We start from the raw sequence: 13,058 nt of genomic DNA on the forward strand, positions 1-13,058 counted from the left end.
TCACAGCGCCGCGCACTGCTCGATGAGCCACTCGGTGCTGGAGCTCTCGATGCCCAGGCACGGGTCGAAGGTGAAAACGACCAGGGTGCCGAGGAGGATGAGGAATCCGGCCGAGAGCCACAGCGCCCACACCAGCACGCGGCGGGTGGTCTCGTGGGTGACGTAGTCGTTGACGATCGTGCGCATGCCGTTCGCGCCGTGGATGAGCGCGAGCCAGAGCATCAGCACGTCCCACCACTGCCAGAAGGGGCTGGCGAACTTGCCGGCGACGAACGCGAAGTCGATGCCGCTGATGCCCTCGCCGAGCATCAGGTTCACGAACAGGTGGCCGAAGATGAGGATGATCAGCGCGACGCCGGAGACGCGCATGTAGATCCAGCCCCACTTCTCCAGGTTGGGCCCGCTCTTGCGGGCGTGGGTGCGCGGAGCGCGCGGGTCGGCGATGGTGTCGGCGGTCATCAGTTCCCCCCTCCGACCTCGGAGAAGACGAACATGAGGTGACGGACCGTGAAGGGGAGCATCGTCACCGCCCACAGGCCCAGCACCCCCCACCACAGCTGGCGCTGGTGGCGGGTGGCCCAGGCCCAGAAGTCGACCAGGATGATGCGCAGGCCGTTGAAGGCGTGGTAGACGACCGCGGCGACGAGGACGACCTCGCCGATCCCCATGAGCGGGTTCTTGTACGTGCTCATGACCGCGTCGTACGCCTCGGGCGAGACCCGGATCAGCGCCGTGTCCAGGATGTGGACCAGCAGGAAGAAGAAGATGGCGATTCCGGTGATGCGATGCAGCACCCACGACCACATGCCTTCGTTACCGCGGTAGAGCGTTCCCCGCGGCACCTTCGACGTGGTCGCGGACGCCGGCGGTGTGACGCGTGCTGGTGCAGACACGGCCGTCCTCCCTGGATCGAGCGAGCGGTCCGCTCGAATCCGGCGCTCGTGGCCAGATCGCGGAACCGGCACCCTGACGGTGCTGTGTTCATCCTATTCCCGTCAGAAAGCGAGGGGCGACGGCGGCGGGAATCCACCCCCGCATTCCGGAGGGATCCTGCGCGGACGCGAAGATCGGCGCTTCTTTCGCCTCTCCCGGCGACACGCGCCGGACACGTCCTCGTCACGGGCGCGAGACACCGCTCGTTACCCTGGGTCTCATGCCAGAGCCGATCGAGGACTTCTACGCCGTCATCCCCGCGGGAGGCATCGGGAGCAGGCTGTGGCCGCTGTCCCGTGCCGACGCGCCGAAGTTCCTGCACGACCTCACCGGTTCCGGTCACACCCTGCTCAGAGACACGTGGAACCGGCTCGAGCCGCTCTCCGGCCCCGACCGCATCGCCGTGGTCACCGGTCGCGCCCACCGCGCCGCGGTCGAGAAGGAACTGCCCGGCATCCCGGATCACAACGTCTTCCTCGAGTCCGAGCCCCGCGACTCCGCGGCGGCCATCGGTCTGGCCGCGGCGATCCTCTCCCGCCGGGACCCGGACGTCATCATCGGCTCGTTCGCCGCGGACCACGTCATCCGCGTGCCGCACCTGTTCGAATGGGCGGTGCGCCAGGCGGTCGCGACGGCGCGCGAAGGCTACATCTGCACGATCGGCATCCAGCCGTCCGAGCCCTCCGTCGGCTTCGGCTACATCCGCAAGGGCGGCGAACTGGTCGTCGACGGCGCCCCGGAGGCGGCGCTGGTGGACAGCTTCGTGGAGAAGCCCGACCTGGAGCTGGCGAAGGAGTACTTCGCCGACCGCTCCTACCTCTGGAATGCGGGCATGTTCATCTCGCGCGCGGACGTGCTGCTCGGCGAGATCGCCGAGAACCAGCCCGAGCTGTACGCGGGCCTCATGGACCTCGCCGAGGCCTGGGACGACCGCGAGCGCCGCGGCCCCGTCGTCGACCGTGTGTGGCCGACGCTGACGAAGATCGCGATCGACTACGCCGTCGCCGAGCCCGCCGCCGAGCGCGGGCGCCTCGCAGTGATCCCCGGCCACTTCGACTGGGACGACGTCGGCGACTTCGCCAGCCTCGCCAAGCTCAACTCCCACGGGCGCAAGAACGACCTCGCGATCCTCGGGGAGAACGCCCGGATCCTCTCGGATGCCGCCAGCGGCATCGTCGTGAGTCAGACCTCCCGGGTGATCAGCCTCATCGGCGTCCGCGACATCGTCGTGGTCGACACCGAGGATGCGCTGCTGGTGACCACGAGCGAGCACGCGCAGCGGGTCAAGGGCGTCGTCGACGCGCTGAAGCTCACGGGACGCGGCGACGTCCTCTGACGAGCGGGGCGGCCCGGCGGGATCGGTGTGGGATCGCGTCCTGTGTAACGAGAGATTGCGTCTTTGTAACCATTCGCGCCCACAGCCCTCGCACGACTGCAACCGGGGCGTCGCAGTAGGTAACTTTGTGCAGTCCCCGTGAAAGTCTCGGGGCCGATCATGTGGAGGCTGAGTTGACCATCTCACGCACCAAGAAGCTCGTCGGTGTCACAGCCGCCGCGGGCATCGTCGCATTCCTCGCCGGCTGCGGCGCGGCCCCCGAGGCCGACACCTCCGGCACGGCCGCACCCGAAGCGGCCGACGACTTCATCCCCTGCCTCATCTCCGACGAGGGCGGCTGGAACGACCGTTCCTTCAACCAGTCGGCCAAGGAGGGCATGGACCGTGCCATCGACGAGCTGGGTGTCGAGGGCATCGAGCTCGAGTCGACCACCCCGAACGACTACGGCCCCAACCTCGAGCAGCTCGTCGCAGAAGGCTGCACGCTGATCGTCTCGGTCGGCTTCAACCTCGCCGCCGCGACCGTCGAGTCCGCCCTCGCGAACCCCGAGATCAACTACGCGATCATCGACGACTACGCCGACACCGACTTCGACGGCACCACCGACGCCCCGAACATCAAGCCCCTCGTCTTCGACACCGCGCAGGCGGCCTACCTCGGCGGCTACGCCGCGGCAGCCTGGTCCGCCGAGAGCGGCGTGAACAAGGTCGGCACCTTCGGCGGCATGCAGATCCCCTCCGTCGCGGTCTTCATGGACGGCTACGAGCTGGGCGTGCAGAAGTACAACGAGGACAACGGCGCGAACGTCGAGGTCTTCGGCTGGGACACCGCGGCTCAGGAGGGTTCGTTCACCGGCGGCTTCGCCGCGAATGACACCGCCAAGCAGACCGCGCAGGGCGTGCTCGACCAGGGCGTCGACGTCATCCTGCCCGTCGGCGGACCGATCTACGTCAGCGCGGCCGCGGCCATCGCCGAGGGCGGCGGCGACATCGCCATGCTCGGTGTCGACAGCGACCTCGCCGTCGCCGACCCGGACGTCGCCGACATCACCCTCGTGTCGATCATGAAGGCGATCGACGTCGCCGTCTACGACGCGACGGTGGCTGCTGCCGGCGGCGACTTCGACGTCGCCCCCTACATCGGCACGCTCGAGAACGAGGGCGTGAAGCTCTCCGGCTTCGGCGCGTTCGAGTCCGAGCTGCCCGAGGGCCTCATGGACGAGCTGATGGCTCTGCAGGAGCAGATCGTCTCCGGCGAGATCGTCGTGGAGTCGCCGAACTCCCCGTGATCTGACATCACCACTCGGGGCGAGCAGCGAACACCGCTGCTCGCCCCGCTGGGTGTCCACGAACTGTTTTCCGCCCTCCGCGTTGCGGAGTGGCCACAGGTAGGGTGCATTTATGAAGCTGGAGCTGCGGGGGATCACGAAGAGATTCGGCTCCCTGGTCGCCAACGACCACATCGATCTCGTCATCGAACCGGGTCAGATCCATGCCCTGCTCGGTGAGAACGGGGCCGGCAAGAGCACGCTGATGAACGTGCTCTACGGCCTCTACCAAGCCGACGAAGGCGACATCCTGCTGGACGACGTCGTCCAGCACTTCCGGGGTCCGGGAGACGCGATGAACGCCGGCATCGGCATGGTCCATCAGCACTTCATGCTGATCCCGGTCTTCACCGTCGCCGAGAACGTGATGCTCGGCCACGAGGACACCAAGGGGCTCGGCGTCCTCGACCTCGCCGCCGCGCGACGGCACGTGCGCGAGGTCGCCGACCGCTTCGGGTTCCAGATCGACCCCGACGCGCTCGTGGGCGACCTGCCCGTCGGCGTGCAGCAGCGCGTCGAGATCATCAAGGCCCTCTCCCGCGACGCGCGGGTCCTCGTCTTCGATGAGCCCACCGCCGTGCTCACGCCGCAGGAGACGGACGAGCTGATGGCGATCATGCGTCAGCTGCGTGACGAGGGCACCTCCATCGTCTTCATCACCCACAAGCTCCGGGAGGTCCGCGAGGTCGCGGACGCCATCACCGTCATCCGTCTCGGCAAGGTCGTCGGCGAGGCTTCGCCCACCGCCAGCAACACCGAGCTGGCCTCGCTCATGGTCGGACGCGCGGTCGAGCTCACCGTGCAGAAGGACGCCCCCCGCGTCGGCGACGGCGGCCTGCGCGTGAAGGACCTGCGGGTGCTCACCCCCTCCGGCGCGGTCGTCGTCGACGACATCTCCTTCGACGTCCGGCCCGGCGAGATCCTCGCCGTCGCGGGGGTCCAGGGCAACGGCCAGACCGAGCTGGTCGAGGCCATCGTCGGCCTCGCGGCACGCGTCGAGGGCTCGATCGAGCTCGACGGCACGGAGCTCGTCGGAAAGAGCGTCCGCGGCATCCTCGACGCCGGCGTCGGGTTCGTCCCGGAGGACCGAAAGGAGGACGGGCTCGTCGGGAACTTCTCCGTCGCCGAGAACCTCATCCTCGACCGGTCCAGCGATCCCGAGTTCGTGCGGGCGGGCACCATCCGTCGTCAGGCGGTGGACACCTTCGCCCGCGAGCGCATCGCCGAATACGACATCCGCACGCAGGGGCCGGAATCGCCGGCGGGGGCGCTCTCGGGCGGCAACCAGCAGAAGGTCGTCATCGCTCGCGAGATGAGCCGCGACCTCCGCCTGTTCGTCGCGGCGCAGCCCACGCGCGGTGTCGATGTCGGCTCGATCGAGTTCATCCACAAGCGCATCGTGCAGACGCGGGACGCCGGCATCCCGGTGATCGTCGTCTCCACCGAGCTCGACGAGGTGACCGCCCTCGCCGACCGCATCGCCGTGATGTACCGCGGTCAGATCGTCGGAATCGTGCCGGGGGACACCCCGCGCGACGTGCTCGGGCTCATGATGGCCGGCGCGAGCGAAGCGGAGGCAGCGGCATGAGCGGCACCACCCCCGGAGCCGAGGACGCCACGCGCCCCGGCGAGCAGCTGCCCCGCGCGAGCGGGCCCCTCACCGGGCAGGAGACACCCGAACCGCCCCGCGCGAACGTCCTGATGAAGGAGATCCTGCGCGGAAGCGCTGTGACGACGATCCTCGCGATCGTGCTGGCGATGATCGTCGGCGGCATCCTCATCGCCCTCACCGACGAGGACGTCCAGGAGTCCTCCGCGTACTTCTTCGCCCGCCCGGGCGACACGCTCGCGGCGATCTGGAACGCCGTCTACGGCGGGTACGAGGCGCTCGTGCGCGGCTCGATCTTCAACGCCCGCGCCGATGACTTCGTCGGGCAGATTCGTCCGCTGACGAATTCGCTCGGCTTCGCGGCGCCGCTCATCGCCGCCGGCCTCGGCGTCGCACTGGCGTTCCGCGCCGGCCTTTTCAACATCGGTGCGCGCGGTCAGATGCTCATGGGTGCGATCTTCGCGGCGTTCTTCACCTTCAACCTCGATCTGCCGATGTGGATCCACCTCCCCACCGCCATGCTCGCCGGCATCGTCGGCGGTGCGCTGTGGGGCGGCCTCGTCGGGCTCATCAAGGCCGTGACGGGTGCCCACGAGGTGATCCTCACGATCATGACGAACTACATCGCCTTCTACCTGCTGCTGTGGATGATCCGGACCCCGGGTCTCCTCCAGCGCGAAGGCACCAACCAGCCGATCACCGCGCCCACTCCGGCATCCGCTCAGTTCCCGAATCTCCTGGGTCCCGCCTTCCCCGCGCTGGACTGGGGCTTCCTCATCGTCGTGGCGATCACGGTGCTGGTGTGGTGGATCCTCGAGCGGTCGAGCCTGGGCCTGCGCATCCGCGCGGTCGGGGAGAACCCGCACGCGGCGCTCGCGGCGGGCATCAACGTCAAGCGCATCTACGTGTACGCGATGCTCTTCGCCGGGGGCCTGGCGGGCATGGCGGCGATGAACCAGATCCAGGGATCGGTCACCACCGGCTTCTCCGGCACGATCGACGCGGGGATCGGCTTCGACGCGATCACGGTCGCGCTCCTCGGACGCAGCCGGGCGTGGGGCACGTTCGCCGCCGGCATCCTGTTCGGCATCCTGAAGTCGGGATCCTTCGCCATGCAGGCGCAGGGCATCCCGGTCGACATCGTCCTGGTCGTGCAGTCGCTGATCGTCCTCTTCATCGCGGCGCCGCCGCTGCTGCGCACCATCTTCTTCCTCCCCAAGTCGGATGCCGAGAAGGCCGCCAAGGCGCGCGCTAAGGCCGCCAAGCGTCGACCCGAGGACACCCGCGGAAAGGCGGTGTCGGCATGAGCGCGCTCGCAGCCTCGACGGCCGATGACGGCACGATCCACCTCGCCACGGTGAAGGTGCGCAGCTATAAGGTCCCGATCGTCCTGGGCGTGGTGACGGTGCTGCTCGCGGCGCTGTTCCTCTTCGTCCCGCGAACGGGGGAGAGCACGTTCCGGCTGCGCGACGCGTCCTCGGCCATCGCCCTCCCCGATGTGGTGCTGAACACCGCGCTCACCTCGTGGGTGATCGTGGTGCTGCTCGCCCTCCTCACCGCCTACTCGGCATGGCTGGCCTGGAACTACGAGCGCACACCCCTGTGGCTGACGGTGGCCTTCGCCTCGTTCGGGGTGTTCGCGTTCCTCGTGTGGGCCGGGGCGGACGGCCTCGTGCCGGTCTCCAGCCTCCTCGTCGGCGCCGTCTCGCTGTCGGTCCCTCTCGTCTTCGGCGCCCTGGGCGGCGTCATCGGCGAGCGCGCGGGTGTGGTCAACGTCGCGATCGAGGGGCAGTTCCTCCTCGGTGCGTTCTCCGCGGCTCTGCTCTCGAGCATCACGCAGAACCCCTTCATCGGGCTCATCGGGGCGATGATCGGCGGCACGCTCGTGGCTTTCGTGCTGGCGGCCTTCGCGATCAAGTACCTCGTCGAGCAGGTCATCGTCGGCGTGGTCCTGAATGTGCTCGTCACGGGACTCACCGGATTCCTGTACGGCGCGCTGCTGGTCCCGAACGAGACCGAGCTGAACCGTCCGGTCATCTTCGAGCGGATCAAGATCCCCGTCCTCGGCGACATCCCGATCCTCGGGCCGGTGCTGTTCAACCAGACCTTCATCGTCTATCTCATGTTCATCGCGGTCGCCGTGGTCTCGTGGGGGCTGTACCGCACCCGCTGGGGTCTGCGCCTGCGTGCCGTGGGCGAGCACCCGCAGGCGGCGGACACCGTCGGCATCCGGGTGAACCCGACCCGGTTCTGGAACGTCTCGCTCGCCGGCGCGATCGCCGGTATCGGCGGCGCGTACTTCACGCTCGTCTCGGTGCCGCAGTTCGGCAAGGAGATGACCGCGGGCCTCGGCTTCATCGCCCTCGCCGCCGTCATCTTCGGTCGATGGGACCCGATCCGCGCGAGCCTGGCCGCGTTGCTCTTCGGCTTCGTGACGAACCTCCAGAACCTCCTCACGGTGCTGCGGACCCCGATCCCCAGCGAGTTCATGCTGATGCTGCCGTACGTCGTGACGATCCTCGCGGTCGCCGGCTTCGCGGGTCAGATCAAGGGACCCGCCGCCGCGGGCAAGCCGTACATCAAGGGGTGAGTGTGACCGACATCCACTGGGACGAGCTGCGTGCAGCCGCCACCGACGCCATGGAGCGCGCGTACGCTCCGTACTCCCGCTACAAGGTGGGGGCCGCCGCCCTCGTCTCCGACGGGCGGATCGTGACCGGCTGCAACGTCGAGAACGCGTCCTACGGCGTCGGACTCTGCGCGGAATGCGGCCTCGTCAGCGAACTGCAGATGTCCGGCGGAGGCCAGCTCGTCGCATTCGTGTGCGTGAACGGTCATGGCGACACGATCATGCCCTGCGGGCGCTGCCGGCAGCTGCTGTACGAATTCGCCCTGCCCGGGATGCTGCTCGAGACCGTCTCCGGCATCCGCACCATCGATGAAGTCCTGCCCGATGCGTTCGGGCCCCGAGATCTCGAGGAGGCGGGCCGATGAGCGTCGAGCCCTTCGACGCCGTCGACGTCATCCGCATCAAGCGCGACGGGGGCACGGTCCCCGACGACGCGCTGCGGTGGATGGTCGACGCGTACACGCGCGGCTACGTGGCGGATTCGCAGATGGCCGCCTTCGCGATGGCGGTGCTGCTCAACGGCATGGAGCGGTCCGAGATCCGTGTGCTCACCGACGCGATGATCGCGTCCGGGGAGCGGATGAGCTTCGCCTCGCTCGGCAAGCCCACCGTCGACAAGCACTCGACGGGCGGGGTCGGCGACAAGATCACGCTGCCGCTCGCGCCTCTCGTCGCCGCGTTCGGCGTGGCTGTGCCGCAGCTGTCGGGCCGGGGACTCGGTCACACCGGAGGCACGCTCGACAAGCTCGAGTCGATTCCCGGATGGCGCGCGGCCCTGTCGAACGACGAGATGCTGGCCCAGCTCGGCGATCCCGGTGCGGTCATCTGCGCCGCAGGCTCGGGACTCGCGCCCGCCGACAAGCGCCTGTACGCGCTGCGGGATGTCACCGGCACCGTGGAGGCGATCCCGCTCATCGCGTCCAGCATCATGTCGAAGAAGATCGCGGAGGGGACCGACGCCCTCGTCCTGGACGTCAAGTTCGGCTCCGGCGCCTTCATGCAGGACGTCGACCGCGCCCGTGAGCTCGCCCGGACGATGGTCGCGCTGGGCGAGGACTCCGGGGTGTCGACGACCGCCCTCCTCACGGACATGAACACGCCCCTCGGCCTCACGATCGGGAACGCCAACGAGGTCCGCGAGTCCGTCGAGGTGCTCGCCGGCGGCGGCCCCGCCGACGTCGTCGAGCTCACCGTCGCGCTCGCGCGGGAGATGCTCGCCCTCGCCGGACAACCGGATGCCGATGTCGAGGCCGCGCTGAAGGACGGGCGCGCCATGGATGTCTGGCGCGCGATGATCCGCGCCCAGGACGGCGATCCGGATGCCGCGCTCCCCACGCCTCGCGAGACGCACACGATCACGGCGCCGACCGCCGGCATCCTGTCGCGCCTCGACGCCCTGCCCTTCGGCATCGCCGCCTGGCGTCTCGGGGCCGGTCGTGCCCGCGCCGAGGATCCGGTGCTGCACGCCGCCGGCATCGACCTGCACGTCAAGCCGGGCGACACGGTGACCGCCGGTCAGCCGCTGTTCACCTTGCTCGGCCACGATGATTCCCGTTTCGAGCGGGCACTCGGCGCGCTCGAGGGTGCGTGGGAGATCGGCGGGCAGGAGCCCCCGGCCGCCCCGCTCGTCCTCGAACGCATCACGGCCTGACCCGCCCGCATCCCGCATCCCCCACCTCCAGGAGACACACCATGTCGATCGACCAGCACGGCGACACCGTCATCGAGGGGCTCTCCGTTCGCGGACTGCCGAAGATCTCGCTCCACGATCACCTCGACGGCGCGCTCCGCCCGGCGACGATCATCGAGCTCGCCGACGCCGCCGGCGTCGACGTCCCCGAGGACGACGCCGACGCGCTCGGCGACTGGTTCGCCGAGAAGAGCGACTCGGGCTCGCTCGTGGAGTACCTGAAGACGTTCGACCTCACCACCGCTGTCATGCAGACGCGCGAGGGCCTCACGCGGGTCGCGCGGGAGTTCGTCGAGGACCTCGCCGCCGACGGCGTGATCTACGGCGAAGTCCGCTGGGCCCCGGAGCAGCACCTCGCCGGCGGGCTCTCGCTGGAAGAGGTCGTCGACGCCGTGCAGGAGGGCATCGAGGAGGGCGAGGATCTCGCCGACAGCCGCGGCCACGACATCCGCGTGGGACAGCTCATCACCGCCATGCGGCACACCGACCGGTCGCTCGAGATCGCCAAGCTCGCCGTGGACTGGCGCGGCCGGGGGGCGGTCGGCTTCGACATCGCCGGGCCCGAGGACGGGTTCCCGCCGTCGAAGCACCGTGCGGCGTTCGAGTACCTGGCCGAGCAGTTCTTCCCGGTCACGGTGCACGCCGGTGAAGCGGCGGGGCTCGACTCGATCCGCTCCGCGCTGATCGACGGGCGCGCGCTGCGCCTCGGCCACGGCGTCCGTCTCGCCGAAGACCTCGAGGTCATCTCGCGGGAGGGCGAAGAGGTGCTCGTGCAGTTCGGGGACCTCGCCCGCTGGGTCCGCGACCGCGAGATCCCGCTCGAGCTGTCGCCGTCGTCGAACCTGCAGACCGGCGCGATCGAGCGCTGGGGCACGACGATGGAGGACCACCCCTTCGACTTCCTCTACCAGCTCGGCTTCGCCGTCACGGTCAACGTCGACAACCGCACGATGAGCCGCACTTCGCTCACGCGCGAGCTGGCTCTCCTCGCCGCGACGTTCGACTACGGCCTGGACGACCTCGAGGCCTTCCAGCTCAACGCCGCGGCCGGTGCCTTCCTCGCCGTCGAGGAGCGCGAGGAGCTCATCGAGCTGATCGCCGAGGGCTTCGAGTCCTGAGCGGGGATCGGCCGGCCTTCGGCCGGCGTCCCGTCCGGCGCGCCTAACTCCTCCGATCCGGCCCGGTTCGGCGCGCGCGGGCTGTTTCCGTCCCGGTTCGGCCGGAGCCTGAGGAGTTGGGTACAGACTGCCGCGCGGCGCCTGCAGGTCGGTCTCGGGAGCGGTCCATTCCCCGCCGTCGGTGGAACTCCTCCGATTCGGCGCGGTTCGGCGCGCCCGGACGGCTCTCGTCCCGTCGGCGCGCGGATCTGAGGAGTTCGGTACGGCCCGCCGCGGCTCCTCCCCAGGACGAGCGTTCGGCAGACTCTCCACACATCGCCCGACTGCAGGCCACCGCATGCGCGCGCCAGGCCAGAGTGACGCCATGCGCATCCGAGTGCCCGACTCTCCTCCCCGATCCGCGCCGCGTCGGTGGACGACGGCGGAACTCCGTGCTGAAGGCGTCAGCCAGCGGTCCCTTGCGCACCTCGTCGCGGTCGGCGCTCTCCTGCGGGTGCGCCGCGGGCAGTACGTGGTCTTCGACACGCCACCGGCGATGGCGGATGCCGCGCGGCTCGGTGGCCGCCTCGACTGCGTCTCCCTCCTCGCGTTCCTCGGGGTCTTCGTCCACCACGGCGCCGGGACGCACGTCCAGATCACCCCCGGCGCGAGCCGTCTGCCCGAGCCGGGCCCGGCGAGCCGCCGGCATTGGCGCGCCACGGAAGCGGCCGACAGCGACCTGTGCGCTCCGATCGTCGAGGCGCTGGTCCAGGCGTGCCGCTGTCAGCCGACGCGATCGGCGATCGCGACGCTCGACAGCGCGCTGCACCTCGGGCTCATCGACGACGAGGGGCTCAGCGCGGTGTTCGCTCGGCTCCCGGCGTCGTTCCGCGCGATCCGCGGCCTCCTCGACGGCAGGTGCGAGTCGGGCCCGGAGACCCTCGTGCGCCTCATGTTGCGGATGCTGGGGTGCACGGTCGACGTGCAGGTCGAGATCCGGGGCGTCGGCCGCGTCGACTTCGTCGTGGACGGGTGGCTGATCATCGAGTGCGACAGCGAGGCGCACCATTCCGGATGGGATCAGCAGCGTCGAGACCGGCGCCGCGACCTCGCGGCCGCAGCGCTCGGCTACACCACGATCCGTCCATTGGCGGAAGACGTCCTCTTTCACGCCGACGACGTCTTCGCGCAGCTCCGGGACATCCTCGCGACCGGCCGGACCGGGCGCCGGGGTGCACTCAAATCCTCAGATCTGCGCGCCAGAGACCGGGGGAGTGCCGGATCCGGCGTTTCCGTGTCGGATCGGAGGAATTCGGTACGCCGCACGGCGGCGGCGGCGGCCTGAGTCCGCTTCGCCGGCCGCTCGCACGGCCATCCTGCGTCGAGACCGGAGGCGCCGGTGCAACTCCTCAGACCTGCGCGGCAGAGGGCGGGAGAGGGCCGAATCCGGCGTTTCCGTGTCGGATCAGAGGAGTTCGGTACGGCCGGACCCGTCCGACACGTCCTGTCGCCGTCCGGTACGGCCGGACCCTCCGGCCGTCCCGCCCCCGGCCGTCCGGCCGTCCCGCGGCCGTTCGACGTCACCGGGCGCCGGGGTCGCCGCGGGCGAAAACTCGTGGGGCGCTGCTACAGGGTGAGGAGGAACGGGGCGAGCGCGGCGGTGATCTCGGCGCGGATCTGCTCGTCCGAGATCGTCGCGGGGTTGTCGCCCGACTGCGGGCCGTAGGCGCCGAATCCGGCGTGGTTGCCGCCCGCGATCTCGACGAACTCCGTGTCGGCCGGGAGGAGGGATGCCGACTCCGCGATCTTCTCGGGTGTGGAGAGTCCGTCCTCGCTCCCCGCGATGCTCAGGACGGGCAGGTCCGACCCCGACAGGTCGTTCGCGCAATAGCTCGCGAAGAGCACCAGGGCGTCGGCGTCCTCGGCCAGCTGGCACGCCCGCACCCCGCCGAGGGAGTGTCCGCCGACCGCCCAGGTCGTCACCTCCGGTGCCAGCGCGGTGAAGTCCGACAACGGCCGGAAGTCGAAGAACGCGAGGTTCAGCGTCGGTTTGGTGATGACGACGGTCGCACCCTCCGACACCGCCCCGACGAGCGTCGCCGCGTACGCGTCGGCCTCGACCTTCGCACCGGGGATGAACACCAGACCGGTGTCAGATCCGCCTGCCGCGGGCGCGAGCACCCACGCCTCGCCCTCATCGGTGAGGGTGACGGCGGGGTTCGACTCGACCGCGGAGAGAGCCGCCGGCTCGGCGCCCATCACCCCGACGTTCGCCCAGATGAGGAAGGCGACGACGGCGGCGACGATCAGCGCTCCGAGCGCGCCCAGCACCCACCAGAGCGCGCGCCACCCGCGTCGACGCGGCTTCTTCCGCGTCGACGCGTCAGCCCGATTCGTCGACGCGGCATCGGGGGTCTCTTCGGGCGCGGCGCTCAC

The 13,058-nt window shown here is 69.8% G+C and carries 12 protein-coding genes; 9 read left to right on the forward strand and 3 right to left on the reverse strand.

What is annotated here, in order from left to right:
• Both ABXJ56_RS10675 and sdhC read right to left on the reverse strand, forming a co-directional pair.
• Positions 1 to 459, reverse strand: coding sequence for a succinate dehydrogenase hydrophobic membrane anchor subunit (locus ABXJ56_RS10675; RefSeq protein WP_353999645.1), 459 nt, complete (start codon positions 457 to 459; stop codon positions 1 to 3).
• Positions 459 to 893, reverse strand: a complete 435-nt coding sequence (gene sdhC / locus ABXJ56_RS10680) for a succinate dehydrogenase, cytochrome b556 subunit (protein WP_353999646.1) — start codon at positions 891 to 893, stop codon at positions 459 to 461. The genes ABXJ56_RS10675 and sdhC overlap by 1 nt, the downstream gene beginning before the upstream one ends.
• 260 nt (positions 894 to 1,153) lie before the next feature.
• Here sdhC and ABXJ56_RS10685 point away from each other — a divergent pair, with 260 nt between their 5' ends.
• The 9 genes from ABXJ56_RS10685 (at position 1,154) to ABXJ56_RS10725 (ending at position 11,967) form a co-directional block, all read left to right on the forward strand.
• Entirely contained in the window at positions 1,154 to 2,269 is a 1,116-nt protein-coding gene (locus ABXJ56_RS10685) for a mannose-1-phosphate guanylyltransferase (RefSeq protein ID WP_353999647.1), read from the forward strand.
• Positions 2,270 to 2,442: 173 nt separating this feature from the next.
• Complete coding sequence (locus ABXJ56_RS10690) at positions 2,443 to 3,558, forward strand: BMP family lipoprotein (protein ID WP_353999648.1); 1,116 nt, start codon at positions 2,443 to 2,445, stop codon at positions 3,556 to 3,558.
• Positions 3,559 to 3,670: 112 nt separating this feature from the next.
• The gene (locus ABXJ56_RS10695; RefSeq protein WP_353999649.1) at positions 3,671 to 5,185 is read left to right on the forward strand and encodes an ABC transporter ATP-binding protein; all 1,515 of its coding nucleotides are present in this window, start codon (positions 3,671 to 3,673) and stop codon (positions 5,183 to 5,185) included.
• Positions 5,182 to 6,513: an ABC transporter permease gene (locus tag ABXJ56_RS10700; protein ID WP_353999650.1), complete on the forward strand. Its 1,332-nt coding sequence runs from the start codon at positions 5,182 to 5,184 to the stop codon at positions 6,511 to 6,513. Before ABXJ56_RS10695 ends, ABXJ56_RS10700 begins: the two co-directional genes overlap by 4 nt.
• The gene (locus tag ABXJ56_RS10705) at positions 6,510 to 7,796 is read left to right on the forward strand and encodes an ABC transporter permease (RefSeq protein ID WP_353999651.1); all 1,287 of its coding nucleotides are present in this window, start codon (positions 6,510 to 6,512) and stop codon (positions 7,794 to 7,796) included. Before ABXJ56_RS10700 ends, ABXJ56_RS10705 begins: the two co-directional genes overlap by 4 nt.
• Before the next feature lie 2 nt (positions 7,797 to 7,798).
• The gene (locus tag ABXJ56_RS10710) at positions 7,799 to 8,200 is read left to right on the forward strand and encodes a cytidine deaminase (protein ID WP_353999652.1); all 402 of its coding nucleotides are present in this window, start codon (positions 7,799 to 7,801) and stop codon (positions 8,198 to 8,200) included.
• Positions 8,197 to 9,486 carry a thymidine phosphorylase gene (locus ABXJ56_RS10715; protein WP_353999653.1) on the forward strand — a complete coding sequence of 430 codons (1,290 nt, stop codon included), beginning with the start codon at positions 8,197 to 8,199 and terminating at the stop codon, positions 9,484 to 9,486. Before ABXJ56_RS10710 ends, ABXJ56_RS10715 begins: the two co-directional genes overlap by 4 nt.
• A 41-nt stretch (positions 9,487 to 9,527) precedes the next feature.
• A complete protein-coding gene (locus ABXJ56_RS10720) occupies positions 9,528 to 10,643 on the forward strand; it encodes an adenosine deaminase (protein WP_353999654.1) in 1,116 nt (371 codons plus the stop codon).
• Positions 10,644 to 11,007: 364 nt separating this feature from the next.
• A complete protein-coding gene (locus tag ABXJ56_RS10725; RefSeq protein ID WP_353999655.1) occupies positions 11,008 to 11,967 on the forward strand; it encodes a DUF559 domain-containing protein in 960 nt (319 codons plus the stop codon).
• A gap of 281 nt (positions 11,968 to 12,248) precedes the next feature.
• On the opposite strand, the gene ABXJ56_RS10730 is transcribed toward ABXJ56_RS10725, so the two are convergent.
• Positions 12,249 to 13,058: an alpha/beta hydrolase gene (locus tag ABXJ56_RS10730; RefSeq protein ID WP_353999656.1), complete on the reverse strand. Its 810-nt coding sequence runs from the start codon at positions 13,056 to 13,058 to the stop codon at positions 12,249 to 12,251.

It is taken from the genome of Microbacterium aurantiacum (assembly GCF_040532595.1).
Lineage (GTDB): Bacteria > Actinomycetota > Actinomycetes > Actinomycetales > Microbacteriaceae > Microbacterium > Microbacterium chocolatum_B.

Coding starts and splice junctions, on each gene's coding strand:
- ABXJ56_RS10675 (WP_353999645.1), bottom strand. CDS start 459: ATGACCGCCGACACCATCGCCGACCCGCGCGCTCCGCGCACCCACGCC.
- ABXJ56_RS10685 (WP_353999647.1), top strand. CDS start 1,154: ATGCCAGAGCCGATCGAGGACTTCTACGCCGTCATCCCCGCGGGAGGC.
- ABXJ56_RS10695 (WP_353999649.1), top strand. CDS start 3,671: ATGAAGCTGGAGCTGCGGGGGATCACGAAGAGATTCGGCTCCCTGGTC.
- ABXJ56_RS10700 (WP_353999650.1), top strand. CDS start 5,182: ATGAGCGGCACCACCCCCGGAGCCGAGGACGCCACGCGCCCCGGCGAG.
- ABXJ56_RS10705 (WP_353999651.1), top strand. CDS start 6,510: ATGAGCGCGCTCGCAGCCTCGACGGCCGATGACGGCACGATCCACCTC.
- ABXJ56_RS10715 (WP_353999653.1), top strand. CDS start 8,197: ATGAGCGTCGAGCCCTTCGACGCCGTCGACGTCATCCGCATCAAGCGC.
- ABXJ56_RS10720 (WP_353999654.1), top strand. CDS start 9,528: ATGTCGATCGACCAGCACGGCGACACCGTCATCGAGGGGCTCTCCGTT.
- ABXJ56_RS10725 (WP_353999655.1), top strand. CDS start 11,008: ATGCGCATCCGAGTGCCCGACTCTCCTCCCCGATCCGCGCCGCGTCGG.